The organism is Methanobacterium alkalithermotolerans (genome assembly GCF_018141185.1).
GTDB classification, from domain to species: domain Archaea; phylum Methanobacteriota; class Methanobacteria; order Methanobacteriales; family Methanobacteriaceae; genus Methanobacterium_F; species Methanobacterium_F alkalithermotolerans.
Genome location: NZ_CP058560.1, coordinates 1,211,299 through 1,224,565, shown reverse-complemented (window position 1 = coordinate 1,224,565; position 13,267 = coordinate 1,211,299). Strand labels below are relative to the sequence as shown.

16 protein-coding genes are annotated in these 13,267 nt (G+C 39.3%); 5 read left to right on the top strand and 11 right to left on the bottom strand.

Annotated features, from left to right (window positions below; all coding sequences use genetic code 11):
• Positions 1–69 precede the first annotated feature (69 nt).
• Both purL and HYG87_RS06095 read left to right on the top strand, forming a co-directional pair.
• A complete protein-coding gene (gene purL / locus HYG87_RS06100) occupies positions 70–2,220 on the top strand; it encodes a phosphoribosylformylglycinamidine synthase subunit PurL (protein ID WP_211532316.1) in 2,151 nt (716 codons plus the stop codon).
• A 23-nt stretch (positions 2,221–2,243) separates the two neighbouring features.
• Positions 2,244–2,810 (top strand): diacylglycerol/polyprenol kinase family protein, encoded by a 567-nt coding sequence (locus HYG87_RS06095; protein WP_249164811.1) that lies wholly within the window; start codon positions 2,244–2,246, stop codon positions 2,808–2,810.
• 7 nt (positions 2,811–2,817) lie between these two features.
• On the opposite strand, the gene HYG87_RS06090 is transcribed toward HYG87_RS06095, so the two are convergent.
• The 3 genes from HYG87_RS06090 to HYG87_RS06080 are packed head-to-tail and all read right to left on the bottom strand — an operon-like array spanning position 2,818 to position 6,103.
• Complete coding sequence (locus HYG87_RS06090; RefSeq protein WP_211532314.1) at positions 2,818–3,954, bottom strand: ABC transporter permease; 1,137 nt, start codon at positions 3,952–3,954, stop codon at positions 2,818–2,820.
• Between the two features lie 20 nt (positions 3,955–3,974).
• The gene (locus tag HYG87_RS06085; RefSeq protein WP_211532313.1) at positions 3,975–5,174 is read right to left on the bottom strand and encodes an ABC transporter permease; all 1,200 of its coding nucleotides are present in this window, start codon (positions 5,172–5,174) and stop codon (positions 3,975–3,977) included.
• Positions 5,175–5,191: 17 nt separating this feature from the next.
• Positions 5,192–6,103, bottom strand: a complete 912-nt coding sequence (locus tag HYG87_RS06080; RefSeq protein WP_211532312.1) for an ABC transporter ATP-binding protein — start codon at positions 6,101–6,103, stop codon at positions 5,192–5,194.
• A gap of 176 nt (positions 6,104–6,279) precedes the next feature.
• On the opposite strand from HYG87_RS06080, the gene HYG87_RS06075 reads away from it, so the two are divergent.
• Positions 6,280–7,497, top strand: coding sequence for a molybdopterin molybdotransferase MoeA (locus HYG87_RS06075; RefSeq protein WP_211534234.1), 1,218 nt, complete (start codon positions 6,280–6,282; stop codon positions 7,495–7,497).
• A gap of 148 nt (positions 7,498–7,645) precedes the next feature.
• Complete coding sequence (locus tag HYG87_RS06070; protein ID WP_211532311.1) at positions 7,646–8,803, top strand: site-2 protease family protein; 1,158 nt, start codon at positions 7,646–7,648, stop codon at positions 8,801–8,803.
• 28 nt (positions 8,804–8,831) lie between these two features.
• Here HYG87_RS06070 and HYG87_RS06065 read toward each other — a convergent pair whose 3' ends face one another.
• The 5 genes from HYG87_RS06065 to HYG87_RS06045 are packed head-to-tail and all read right to left on the bottom strand — an operon-like array spanning position 8,832 to position 10,725.
• The gene (locus HYG87_RS06065) at positions 8,832–9,014 is read right to left on the bottom strand and encodes a hypothetical protein (RefSeq protein ID WP_211532310.1); all 183 of its coding nucleotides are present in this window, start codon (positions 9,012–9,014) and stop codon (positions 8,832–8,834) included.
• Between the two features lie 15 nt (positions 9,015–9,029).
• Complete coding sequence (tusB, locus tag HYG87_RS06060; protein WP_211532309.1) at positions 9,030–9,353, bottom strand: sulfurtransferase complex subunit TusB; 324 nt, start codon at positions 9,351–9,353, stop codon at positions 9,030–9,032.
• Positions 9,354–9,369: 16 nt separating this feature from the next.
• Positions 9,370–9,972, bottom strand: a complete 603-nt coding sequence (locus tag HYG87_RS06055) for a (Fe-S)-binding protein (RefSeq protein ID WP_249164810.1) — start codon at positions 9,970–9,972, stop codon at positions 9,370–9,372.
• Between the two features lie 18 nt (positions 9,973–9,990).
• Positions 9,991–10,350, bottom strand: a complete 360-nt coding sequence (locus HYG87_RS06050; protein ID WP_211532307.1) for a DsrE family protein — start codon at positions 10,348–10,350, stop codon at positions 9,991–9,993.
• Entirely contained in the window at positions 10,351–10,725 is a 375-nt protein-coding gene (locus HYG87_RS06045; protein ID WP_211532306.1) for a DsrE/DsrF/TusD sulfur relay family protein, read from the bottom strand.
• 93 nt (positions 10,726–10,818) lie between these two features.
• Between HYG87_RS06045 and HYG87_RS06040 the strand changes: the two genes are divergently transcribed.
• Positions 10,819–11,775: a calcium/sodium antiporter gene (locus HYG87_RS06040; protein ID WP_211532305.1), complete on the top strand. Its 957-nt coding sequence runs from the start codon at positions 10,819–10,821 to the stop codon at positions 11,773–11,775.
• A gap of 3 nt (positions 11,776–11,778) precedes the next feature.
• Here the strand turns inward: HYG87_RS06040 and HYG87_RS06035 are convergent, their stop codons facing one another.
• The 3 genes from HYG87_RS06035 to HYG87_RS06025 are packed head-to-tail and all read right to left on the bottom strand — an operon-like array spanning position 11,779 to position 13,266.
• Positions 11,779–12,429 (bottom strand): DUF166 domain-containing protein, encoded by a 651-nt coding sequence (locus tag HYG87_RS06035; RefSeq protein WP_211532304.1) that lies wholly within the window; start codon positions 12,427–12,429, stop codon positions 11,779–11,781.
• 12 nt (positions 12,430–12,441) lie between these two features.
• Complete coding sequence (locus tag HYG87_RS06030) at positions 12,442–12,879, bottom strand: arsenate reductase ArsC (protein WP_211532303.1); 438 nt, start codon at positions 12,877–12,879, stop codon at positions 12,442–12,444.
• A 9-nt stretch (positions 12,880–12,888) separates the two neighbouring features.
• Positions 12,889–13,266, bottom strand: a complete 378-nt coding sequence (locus tag HYG87_RS06025) for a putative zinc-binding protein (RefSeq protein WP_211532302.1) — start codon at positions 13,264–13,266, stop codon at positions 12,889–12,891.
• Between the last annotated feature and the right edge of the window lies 1 nt (position 13,267).

The following is a 13,267-nucleotide window of genomic DNA, read 5'->3' as shown; positions in this document are numbered from 1 at the left end:
ATTAAACATCTAATTTAACCGCTACATAAAAATGATTTCTCATATTATAAACTTATTAAGGGTGCTAAAATGGTTTTAACAGATTCGGAAGAGAAATATATAAAAAAAGAATTGGGAAGGGAACCTAACTCCCTGGAATACGGCATGCTGGATATAATGTTCTCGGAACACTGCTCTTATAAAAGTAGCCGCCCTGTACTCCGGCTTTTCCCTACAGAAGGAGAAAAAATTATTTTGGGACCTGGTGATGATGCAGGACTGGTGGAAATAACTGATGAACTGGCACTGGCAGTGGGAATTGAAAGCCACAATCACCCTTCAGCCATAGAACCTTATGGTGGGGCAGGAACGGGTATTGGTGGTATTTTAAGGGACATAATTTCTATGGGTGCCATGCCTATTGCGCTTTTAGACTCTCTACGATTTGGATATCTCCAAGACCAGAAATCACGGTACCTGTTTGAACATGTGGTTAAGGGTATCTCGGATTATGGAAACCGGGTAGGAATACCTACTGTGGGTGGAGAAGTTGAATTTGATGACAATTTCCAGCTAAATCCCTTGGTAAATGTAATGTGCGCCGGCCTGGTTGCTAAAAAGGATATTGTCCGGGGAATAGCCCCGGATGTCGGTGATTTATTCCTGCTCATGGGGGGCAGGACGGGAAGAGACGGTATCCATGGGGTTACCTTTGCCAGTGAAGAACTCACCACCTCTTCTGAAATCGAAGATCGTCCTGCGGTCCAAATTGGAGACCCTTTTACCAAAAAAATGGTACTGGAAGCCAGTCTGGAAATAATGGAACAAATTCCAGTATCAGGAGTTAAGGATTTAGGTGGAGGGGGTTTAACCTGCTGTATATCTGAATTAGCAGCCAAGTGTAACAACGGAGCTCAGGTGGATTTAGGTGCCATACCACTTAGAGAAAAAGGGATGACTCCCTATGAGATAATGCTATCTGAATCACAGGAAAGGATGGTTTTTGTAATTAAGCCTTCCCAGGTAGAAGCAGTTATGGAAATATGTGAAAAATATGAATTACCTGCGGCGGTGGTGGGAGAGGTAACTTCTACCCGGCAGATGGTGGTAAAAGATGCAGGAGAAATTATAGCAGATTTACCCGCCCATTTACTGGCTGATCCACCAGTGGTGGAAAGGAAAGCCCAAAAAATAGAAAAAAACCATGAAGAGGTAGAAGTAGAACATCCTCCGGCAGAAGAAGCACTACTAAAAATTCTATCCTCCCAGAATATTGCCAGTAAAAGATGGGTTTACCGCCAGTATGACCACGAAGTTCAAATCAGAACCATAGTAAAACCAGGAGACGATGCAGCAGTATTAAGGGTGGATGAAGAAACTGCTGTGGCTTTAAGTGTGGACTGTAACAGTATTCACACTAAACTGGACCCTTACCATGGGGGGGCGGGATCTTTAGCTGAAGCATTAAGAAATGTGGTTTCCATGGGGGCTACACCTCGTTGTGTGGTGGACTGCCTTAACTTTGGAAACCCGGAAAAACCAGAGGTTTTCTGGCAGTTCTCCCAGTGTGTGCAGGGCATGGCTGATCTGGCCCGGAAATTCAATACTCCTGTTATAAGTGGGAATGTTAGTTTCTATAACGAAACAGAAGGGGTAACAGTAAATCCTTCCCCGGTGGTAGGGGTGGTAGGAGTGGTAAAAATACCCCATATAAGGACCATGGAATTCAAAAATGAAGGGGATAAAATCATTGTCCTGGGAAACACCTATCCTGAACTGGAGGGTTCAGAATACCACCGGAACATCCATAAACTGGTACAGGGAGATGCTCCTAAAATCAGGATGGATGATGAATTAAAATCCGCAGAAAGCATACTGGAACTGCTAAACAGCAATCTTGCCCCGGCTATTACTGCCATCCACGACTGTTCAGCAGGAGGTATAGGCATAGCCCTTTCTGAAATGGCTTTAAAATCAGGAATAGGTGCTGAAGTGGATTTAAATAAAGCCCCTGGAAATAAAGCCACTGAATTTGAAACACTCTTATCAGAATCCCATGGTCGGTATATCATCACTGTAACTCCGGATAAAGTAGAAGAAGTTCTGGATAAAATTAAAGTTCCTGCAGCAGCAGTGGGAGAAGTAAAAGGGGATAAATTGGTCATTAAAAATCTCCTTGATTTAGATGTTGATAAACTGCAAAGGGCATACCATGGAGTAATAGAAGAATTCATGGCCTAAAATACTAAAACCTGGTGTCTTTAGTGTATAAAAGAGAGTTAATACGGCAGCTTATACATGCATCAGGTATTTTATTTATTTTTTTAGGAAATTATTTACCAGTACCTTACCTTATCCTATTATCTCTGGTGGCTATGGTTTCTGGAGAACTAATCTTCCAGATTGATAAAAAATACTACATTCCTTTTTTTTCTAAAATTTTAAGAAGTTGCCGACGGGATGAAAAAGAGAAAGGATTTATTTATTTTTTCTCAGGTCTGACTTTAACCCTGGCTTTTTTCGGTTTTAATATGGCCATAGCCAATGCCGCCATAATTATACTGGTTTTAGGAGATGCTACTTCCACCCTGGTAGGGAAAAAAATTGGAAAAAATAAACTACCTCATCACTTACAAAAAAGCTGGCAGGGGAGCTTTAGCTTTTTTATGGTAAGTTTTATAGGGGCTGCTACTCAAGTTCCCCTGGCACCGGCCTTTATAGGGGCACTGGCTGGAGCCATTACTGAGGCTTACAGTCCTCTGGATGATAATATAGCCATACCCGTGGTAAGTGGAACGGCAATCACATTGATAATCTATTTATTTTTCTAATAAATGCTTAAAGCCTTATGGCTCCTTCTTGTTTAAAGTAGAAGATGGAAAGCGCAAATATTACCATGGAAACTAAAACAGATGGTAAAAATTCTAATATCCAGATAGGATTCAGGTAAGGTCCGGAGGACATTCTAACAATAATAACCGTGGGAATGGTGTTTAAAATACCAGATAATGTGGGAATATTCATAAAAAGAGGTAAAAACAGTATGAATGTGGCAAAAAATAATAAAAGGGTCACCGCAGAATTTGCTTCTTTGGTAGAATCCACCAGCATGGAGATTAATACGCCCATACCAATAAAGCCCAGGCCCACAAAAAATAAAAGAACCATCAGAAGCAGGGGATTATAAACAGGAACCTGTAGAAAATACAGCAACATAATCCAGGCACCGCTTTGCATAAGAGAAAATAATAGTATGGGAAGTATTTTACCTGCAATTACCATGGGCCCGGATAGAGGGGTCATTAATAGCACTTCAAATGTTTTTCTTTCCTTTTCACCTACCACACTATCGGTAACTATATTACTGGCCAGGAAAAAGGGTAAAAGCAATATAAAAGGCACGATGAACCCGTACATTATTTCCACAAAGTAAGAACTCTCCAGGGCTAGAGGAGAAGCAGATTCCTTATTTATCTCAATTTCATTGATATCCAGTGGATTCTGAATGATATTTATTTCTTCTACACTTAATCCTCTACTGGAAAGCCTTTCTTCTAACTGATAATAGTCCAGTGCTTTATTAATTTTATCCCGGGCAACAGGGTAAAATACGTTGGTGTTATCAATTTGAAGGCCTATATCTTCTTCTTCATTGGATATATAAACCAGGGCTACCACTTCTTTCCCCACTTGATTTAGGCCAGATTCCACATCTGGAAAATACATCAGGGTCAAATCTTGATTTATAAGGCTTTCTTCTAAAGTAGATCCCTGCAGATTTTGAGGTAGCCCCACTTTAATGGCAGTTGAACCTCCCCATTCATCTAAAAGATCAGGATCAGTCACCACAGAACTGGTAAGGGCCAATCCATAAGCTCCTAAAATTATTAAAAGCTGAACAAATACCACCAATAGGTAAATCTTATTGGAAAGGATATCCTTTGCTTCTTTTTTAAATAGAGAGAGAAGTTTCATTATTTCACTCTACAAACATTTCATTTTTTAAAATAATTGACAACTTTATTTAAAGCTGTAAATTCGTACAACAATCTTAATAATCCTGGACGAGGACCGAATACTATATCATCCCTTTTAAAAAGCCATATGGTAATGTAATAGGATATTAAACTAATTAAGAGTAGAGAGGTAAAGGGAACAATGATATCACCTGGAGAAAGAGGTTCACCGGAGAAAACCTTAATAGCCAGGGTCATGGTAGAGGTACTAACATATCTTCCCTGCTGGGAGATGTAAGCCAGAGCAGGCACTATTAAAAATCCTATTATGGCCACATAGGCAAAAGTTATCCCAATTCCGGCCTCTTTATAATTTTTACTAAAAGCAGCAATAATACTGGTTAAACCAACAATAGGTAAGGCAGTAGTAACCACTATCAGGTATACCAGCCCGGGATTTTCAATAGAATAACCTGCTAAAATCATTAATACCATCCATAATGCTACCTGCAGGGCCATGGTGATTATCACCGCCGTACTTTTACCCAGTATAATATTTGATCGGGAAAGAGGCATTGCTATTAATATTTCCCCGGTTTTTCTTTCTTTTTCACCTACAATACTGTCCACAATCAGGTTTCCAAATAAAAATAAAGGTAAAAATAACAAAATGGCAGTCATTACTTTATTAATTAGCTGCAGAGGAAGTGCCTCTCCCTGAGTTTCTTCCTGAATCTGAGGTTGGATTTCTTCGGGGGGAGTTAAATCTTCAATCCATCTTTGGGATATAAGGTCTGATGCTCTATTTCCGGCGGCAGCAACTTCATCTTTAATCACACTTCTTTTAGGGTCTTTATAATCTATATATAACTTCACCGGGACAGGTTTTATTTCTTCCAGATTAAAATCATCTGCTGAAGGTAAAAGTACCACCCCTGTAACATCACCACATTCCAAACGACTTAAAGCCACATCTATTTCATTTGAATTAATTTCAAGTATTTCTGGATTCAACTGATTAATTAAAACATTCTGAGGATCATAAATATCCAGTGATGCAAACTGGTTCAGGGAAGGTGTAAGTGAGATTCCTTCTTCTGATTCTATTCCTTCCATGAAGCTACTAAAAAATAGTACCATCATTAAAAGCACCACTAATTGTAAAAAGAATATTAGAATAAATTTTCGATTTTGGAGGGTATTTTTTAATTCCCATTTGGTGATGGTCCAGGAGCCCATGGTAAAACCTGTTATAACTATTTATTTAGATTAGCCACATTCTGAATAAAAACATCTTCCAGGGTGGGTTCTTTGGTATTAACTGCTTTTAAATTGGTACCTACTACTTCTATTATCCGGGAAATATCTCTTCTGCTCTGGAGAGACAACGTTAATTTGTCCTCTTTTAAAGTAAATTTCTCCACCATATCCATATTTTTAAAATCATTCAGATCCACCTGGGACGGATCATTTAAAGACACATTTAAAATTATATCTCCATGTATTTTTGATTTTAATTCTTCAGGGCTGCCCATATCCAGTATCTGTCCCTGGTTTAAAATGGCCACTCGATCACACAGTGCATCGGCTTCATCCATGTAATGGGTGCACAGTAGAATAGTTTTATCTCCTTTAAGACTCTCAATAAAGTCCCGGATTGCCAGGGAAGTGGCAGGATCCAATCCCATGGTAGGTTCATCAAAAATAATAATATCAGGGTCATGCACCAGAGCCCGGGCAATCCCGATTCTCTGTCTAAGGCCTTTGGAAAAAGTATTGATTCTATGCTGGGCCCGGGACTTCATTCCCACCAGTTCCAGTAACTCCTCAATCCGTGATTCCAGTTGGGTGGATGGAACACCATACAACTCTCCAAAATACTTCAAAAGATCATAGGCCCGGAAACGTTCATAAAGGTTAGGTTCCTCAGGCAAATAACCAATCATGGATTTTACTTCCAGAGGATTTTTCAAAACATCGTAACCTCCCACCATAACCTGGCCCTCATCTGGCTGGAGAATACAGGAAATAATTCTGATGGCGGTGGTTTTCCCGGCACCATTAGGTCCAATCAATCCTAAAAGCTCTCCTTTTTTTATTTCTAAATTTAAATTATCCAGAGCACGTATTTTGCCAAAGTATTTGGTTAAAGAGCTTATCTTTATCATCTATACTTACTTGAATTTATGACATATTAAATTTTATCCAATATACCATAATATTGATTTTTTTAAGGACTCTAAACAACGAATTAAATATAGGAAACTCCCATAGAAATAAAGGTATAAGCTATACTCATTACCATTATCAAACCCTATTAAAAGATTATCAGGGAAGTAGAAACATGTTCTTATCCGAATTAATGCCTCTGGAAGAGGCTTTAAATATAATAAATCAGGAAAAAATCCCCTATATCACCGAAAAAATAAAACTGGAACAGACATATGGGAGGGTTCTGGCGCAAGATATTCAGGCCTTACTGGACTCCCCTGGATTTGATAGATCCGCCATGGATGGATTTGCCATACACGCAGAAGACACCTTTGGATTTTCTCAGGAAAACCCTGCTCATTTAAAAATTATTGATCGCATAGGCGCTGGGAAAAAATCAAAATTCGTTCTTAAAAAAGGAGAAGCTATTAAAATTGCCACCGGGGCCCCTATTCCTCAAGGAGCTAATGGGGTAGTTATGGAAGAGTACACCTATGAAAAAGGGGATGATTTAGAAGTATTATTTAGCATAACTCCTGGTGAAAACGTATCCCCTGCCGGGGAAGACTTCAAAAAAGGAGATTTACTACTAGAACACCCTCATCAATTAAGGCCCCAGGATGTGGGGATTATATCCTCTGCAGGCTATAATGAATTGAAAGTATTTAAAAAACCATTAGTAGGCGTAATTACAACAGGAAATGAACTGGTAATGGATAAAAGCAAAATAAAGGAAGCTGAAGTTATAAATTCTAACTACTATACCTTAAAATCTCTACTAGAAAGTACAAAAGCAATACCGTTAGTAACCCATGCCCGGGATGATGCTAATCAGGTAGAACAACAGATAAAAAAATTTGCTAAAAGCTGTGATGTGATTATAACCACCGGAGGAACCGCCATAAGTAAGGGTGATGTGGTGGTGGATGTGGTGGAAAAAATAGGAGAGGTTTTATTCCACGGGGTCAGTATTCGCCCGGGAAAACCAGTTGCCTTTGGCAGGGTGGATCAAAAACCAGTATTCATGTTATCGGGATACCCGGTGGCAGCCATGGTGCAGTTTGATATCCTGGTAAGGCCTTATCTTTTAAAAATGCAAAAATTAGCCCCCCTTCCACCCACAGTTAAAAGAAAAGCCACCCAGAAAATTCCATCCAAATTAGGGCGTACAGACTATATACGGGCCCATGCAGGAATAAAAAATGTGGATCCCGTTTTAAGTAAAGGATCAGGAGTTATCCGCTCCATGGTACAATCTAATTGTTACATTGTAATAGATGCAGAAGTAGAAGGAATAGCAGCAGGGGAAGAATGTGAGGTCTTATTTTTTGATTCTTTTGTAAGGTACTAGCGTACCTTATAATAATTATTTTGATAGTATGCAGGCAAATGTTTTATAAGTTTAAGGTCCTATACTTAAGTTTGAGTGCTAAAAAAAACTGGAATTAATATCTAATTAAATATTTTCTTATAAGACTTACGAGATTTAAGGTGATATAATGAATGCTTTATGGTTCTACGCCATTGCCTTTGCAGTTATCTGGATAATGGCTTTCTTTTTCAGAGATAAACTTAAAATAGATATTCAGGGTCCAATCATTATGCGTAAAACCCAGAAAATGAAGGGATTTATTGACCGGACTGCCCAGAGGCACACCAGATTATGGAGATGGATGCTTAATCTGGGGATACCCATAACCTTTCTGGCCATGTTTGCCATTGTATTTATACTAATACAATCCCTGGAGACTCTTTTTGTGGCTCCTCAAGTCACTCTTATTATTCCAGGAGTAGATCTACCAGGTTCACCGTTTACAGTGCCTTTAGGATATGGAATCCTGGGCCTGGCTACGGTGATGATTGTGCATGAGTTTGGCCATGGGATACTAGCCCGGGTAGAAGGGGTTGAAATTAAATCTATTGGAGTTTTACTAGTGGCCATATTGCCGGGTGCATTTGTAGAACCAGATGAAGAACAAATCCAGAAAATAAAAAGAATCCCTAGATTAAGAATTCTGGCTGCAGGATCTTTTTTTAATTTAGGGCTGGCTTTAATAGCATTTCTAGTATTTACAGGGATAACTGGATTTGCTTTTCCTGCAACATTCCAGGATGAAGGAATTGTAATTGCCAGTGTTGTTCCCGGAAGCCCGGCAGAAGGAATTCTAGAAGAGGGAATGATACTGGAGAGCATTAATGGTTATTCTATTAGCAATGCCACCAATTTTCAGGAAGCCATTGAAACTCTGGAGGCAGGCCAGGAAGCTACTATTGTAACCAGCGGGGGCACTTTCAATCTAAGGCTGGGACAAAATCCTAATAACGAAAGCGCACCTTATATTGGTATTCGGAGTACTTCTAATCAGATAATAAAAGAAGATGTGGCTGCTACCTATGGTGAAACTTTACCCTGGGCCTGGCTATATCTGGCTTATGTGTTCTATTGGATTTCGATCTTGAATCTAGGGGTGGGGATGTTTAATTTATTACCAATTAAACCACTGGATGGCGGATTGATGCTGGAAGAACTTTTAAAATTTAAATTATCTGATAATCAGGCCAGACCTTTGCTCTTTTCCGTATCCCTGGTTCTGGCTTCCATAGTCATCATCAGTATAATATACGGACTGGGGCGGTCAATCATGTTGTTACTTTAAATAAAACTACCTCTTTTTTTATAATAATTCACCTTCTTTTAGAGTTACAGGAAAAACAAATCGGGTCCTGACGGTTAGATTTGTAAACTTTAAGACACACCGGGCACTGCACGGTATGTAAATTTTCTTTTTTAATAGCTACGGGTCTATCCTGACACTGGCAACGTATACCCACCATTTTTTTAGATTTTTTTCGGGCTTTAGGATGCAAAATTCTTCCCCCTCATTAGAAACTAAATACCTGGTCAGTTTTTTCCATCAAATCCACCACCAGTTCATCATAGTTATCAAAAATTTCCACAGAAGAAATCATCCGATCGGGATGTATACTCCGGGCTTTTAGATCTCCTGAAAAAGCACTTATCCTTAAATTTGTACCATCCTGCGCTATTAGGGAAGTATAATCATGTCCGGGCACGGATGCATATACTCCATTTCCAATAAGATAAAGATGAATTTGATGCTCCTCAGAGTAAAGTTTTAAAATCTGTACAAAATTTTTAAAACTCACTTCCTGAGGGGTTTTAGTTACTAAAAAAGCGATATTCATAATTTATTCCCCCTGATTAGTAACCTTCCCAACCTAAATTCTGCATGAGGGTTGATCCCAGGATTTTTTTTAGACACTTCAACTGCTCCTGATTCCAGGGTTCATGCAGAGGAATACAGTTATTGAGTTTCTGTTCTCCAGATAATATTTTAAAGGCAAAGGCCATACAGGTGCTCTCACCACAATCAGTACAGTTAGTCTGGGGCAAACAACGATGAATATCCAGAGGTCCCAGTTTGGAAGGACTTTTCAAATGCTCAGATGAATCTGCCTCTTCCCGATGGTCATAAACCTGATTAATATCCTTCATAATTTGTGATATAACCTCAATGGCATCTTCTTTATCCAGGGTTTTATTCATGGTAACTTTACCTGAAGGATAAATGGTAATTAAACGGTTAAATAAAGATAAGGTCAATATTTTTTTCTTTTCCAGGTAACTGGTTTTACCGGGAGGATAGTTGGAAGCTAGAAGAGGTAATACTTCACCCAGAGGAGAATCTAATTCCATTAAAACCCTTACCTTCCCTTCAGTTGCTATACAGGGTTTTATATTTTTAATGGAAACTGATTTTACCAGAGACCCTTTTTTTAAGACCTCATATTTTATTTCTTTCATTTCCAAAATATTCCTCTCCTAAATACGTATAAAAGCGGTTTTATGGCGGGAGGTTAAAAATTCATATAATTCCTCCTCACTAATCAGATCGGCTGATTCCACCAGGTCTTGTTCTGTAAAACCTCTGCTTTCCAGTGAAGGTCCATGTACCATTACATTGCCTTCTGGAAATATGAGATAGGTTAATTCCTCCACACTGGGAAAACCAATATTGCTCTCACTGTCCTGACCTTCAAGAGCAGCATAAACTCCATCCCCTGTAAGCAGAACATCACCGGGAAGCCCAATATTTAAACAGGCAATGGCCACGTAAAAGCCACTGAAGGCGTCTTCCCACCCATAAGGGGCTTTATCAATAATTAACAGCACGCTATCCATTCAACCACCTAAATTTATAACCTGATCACTTTTACCAATCCAAGCGGCCAGTTCATAGACAGTTTTAATTTCTACTCCCTTAATGTAGGGATCCTGGGCACAACTATGTCCTCTGGCAGTAGAACACCGCACACAGGCTTTAATATTGGCACCTTTTTCTAATAAAATACGGAATTTATGAGCAACATTGGGAAAAGAATTAGGATTTTGCTCTTTTTTAGGTATGTGAGTAGCATCCATATATAAAAATAAATTTACCCTATAATTATTATTTAAAGCACTTTTAGCTATTTCATAAGCCATATCTGCATACTGTGACCGGTAAGGGCCCTCTGTTAGCAGTATAGTCAACATTTTAGGGGGAGATTCCTCCATAATATAGCATATTAGTTCAGCCAACATAAATAATTGTTCAGGAATTAATAATGACGAATATTATTTAAGTATATGCAACCTAAATAATAATTTATGTTCTTTTGGTTAATTCTGGTGGCCTTATTCTGCATAGCCCTGGTTATAGTAATTAAATCTGCCAATGTCTTTGTGGATAATCTGGTTGAAATTGGTCGCTTTTTAGGAATCTCCCCTATAATACTGGGGGTCACTGTGGCAGCAGCAGGAACCAGTTTACCGGAATTTGGATCAGCCATAATTTCAGTTTTCACTGGAAATCCAGATATGGGGGTGGGAGTGGTTATTGGATCCAATATATGGAATATATGTGGGATAATCGGGGTTTCCGCGCTATTATCCTGCTTTATAACCACCAATCAGGAGGAAATAAAAAGAGATGGATTCATGGGGTTACTGGCCGCTCTTGTCCTGATCTCATTCATGTTACTGGGGTTTATCAATCAAATAACAGGAATAGTCCTAATTTTAATGTACGGGGCCTATTTGTATTTTTTAATCAAAAATCAGCAGAAGTATTATAACCTGCATCACCATGTGGATAAAGCACCTGAAAAAACTTTTAATTACAAACAATTAGTCTGGACCATACTGGGATTTACTGGTCTTATCATCTCCTGCCGTTTGCTGGTTTACAGTGCAGTGGAACTGGCCCAGTTAGCCAATATTCCGGAAATGATTGTGGGACTATTTGCCCTGGCCATAGGCACCAGTTTAGCTGAGATGGCGGTGGCCATAACCTCGGCCATGAAAAAAATGTGCAGCTTATCTTTAGGGACAGTTTTAGGCAGCAATATCTTTAATATACTGATGGGTATTGGTATTCCTGCTCTTTTTATAGAAATACCGGTAGATCCCTTATCAGTGGCTCTGGATGCCCCGGTTTTAATAGGGGTGACCTCACTACTACTCTATTTTATGAGGAGTGATATGAAGTTGACTCGAGTAGAGGGATCTCTACTCCTGGGAATTTATGCTGTATACGCCTTTTTGAGAATAATAGTATTTTCTTGAAATTTATTCCTTTTTTTTAAGTGCTTTTTCAAAGGCATCTTTATGTAAATTAGCAGCCATTTCCTTTTTACACTCATCATCAGTAAATAAACGCATCTTAGGGGCCCGACAGGGGTAGTGCTGGATTTTCAATCCGGCACGAATAGGTAAATTTTCAATGGATTTTCCCTTCATCTCCTGGGCCACAAAAGCAGTAGCCCCACAGGGAGAACATCTTTTAACTTCTATATCCACCACTTTATTACCCTGACAGTTTATTTTCACTTCTGGCCGCCCAAAACGGGAAACGAACTCATCAAAAACAGGATTACCATTTTCTTCCAGGTCGCACATATTCTCCGGTGCAGTGACATTGCCCAGTTGGGTTAGCTGTTTTTTAAACCCTTCTCCTCTCCAGGCCCCCACAATAATCCATCCTACCTGCTGGTGAATTTGTTCTACCAGTTCCTGGGTTAAATCCGGGTGCAGTATGTAGGTGATAATCAAATCAAACTTAGATAGTCTATCCACCAATCCCGGCTCCAATTCTAACTCATCCACAAACATACCTGCTGGTGCTTCTACCTGAATAAAACTGGTTTCAAATTCCTGAGAAATGGTTTCATAGGCCCGTTCCCCATAAGGCCCGTCACTTACTATGGCAACTTTTAGCATAATCTACCTCCTTTATTCTAAAATATTATCATCCTGAAATTCAGATTCTATCCACAGGAATATAGAATCCCGTATTTCCCGGAACAATTTTAACTGGTATTTTTTATCACCTTTAATTCCGGCAGGATCTTTAAAGCCCTGATGGGCATATTTTTTTCCAGTTAAAAATACCGGGCAGGCTTCATCTTCATCACCGCACAGGCTCACCACCAGATCAAATTCCTGGCCCTGGAATTTCTGCAGATTTTTAGATTCCTGGGAGGAGGCATCAATTCCAATTTCCTGTAAAACTTCAATGGTGAGGGGATTGATAGGACGTGGATGGCTTCCTGCACTACTAACTTCAAAATTTTCACCATAAAGGTGTTTTAGAATTGCTTCTGCCATTTGGGATCTTCCAGAATTATTTTTACAGATAAATAAAACTCTTTTTAAATTAGCATCCGACATAGCTTCACCTCATTTTTCTAATAAATCTTCAATTTTCTTTTTTATTTCCACCACACATCTTTCTCCAGATTCTCCCAGCCGGGCTACAGAACCTGGCTTCATTTCCTTTTCCTGGAGAGGAGTCATTACATTCATACTTTCTGCTACTTTCACTCCCTTACCTTCCAGGATGCTATCCACGCATCCATGTTCACATCCATTAACTGCCATTATAGGATATTTTTTTATCAGGTTGCGGAAACTTTCTTTATCTGCGGAGGTGGCGGTGATACATATGGATATTATATCGGAAGATTCTTCCACCATATCCGAACTAGCAGCCCGGGCTATTAATCCATAGGGGCTCATACCATTACAGGGACACAGGGCTATCTTTTCACTTTTCATT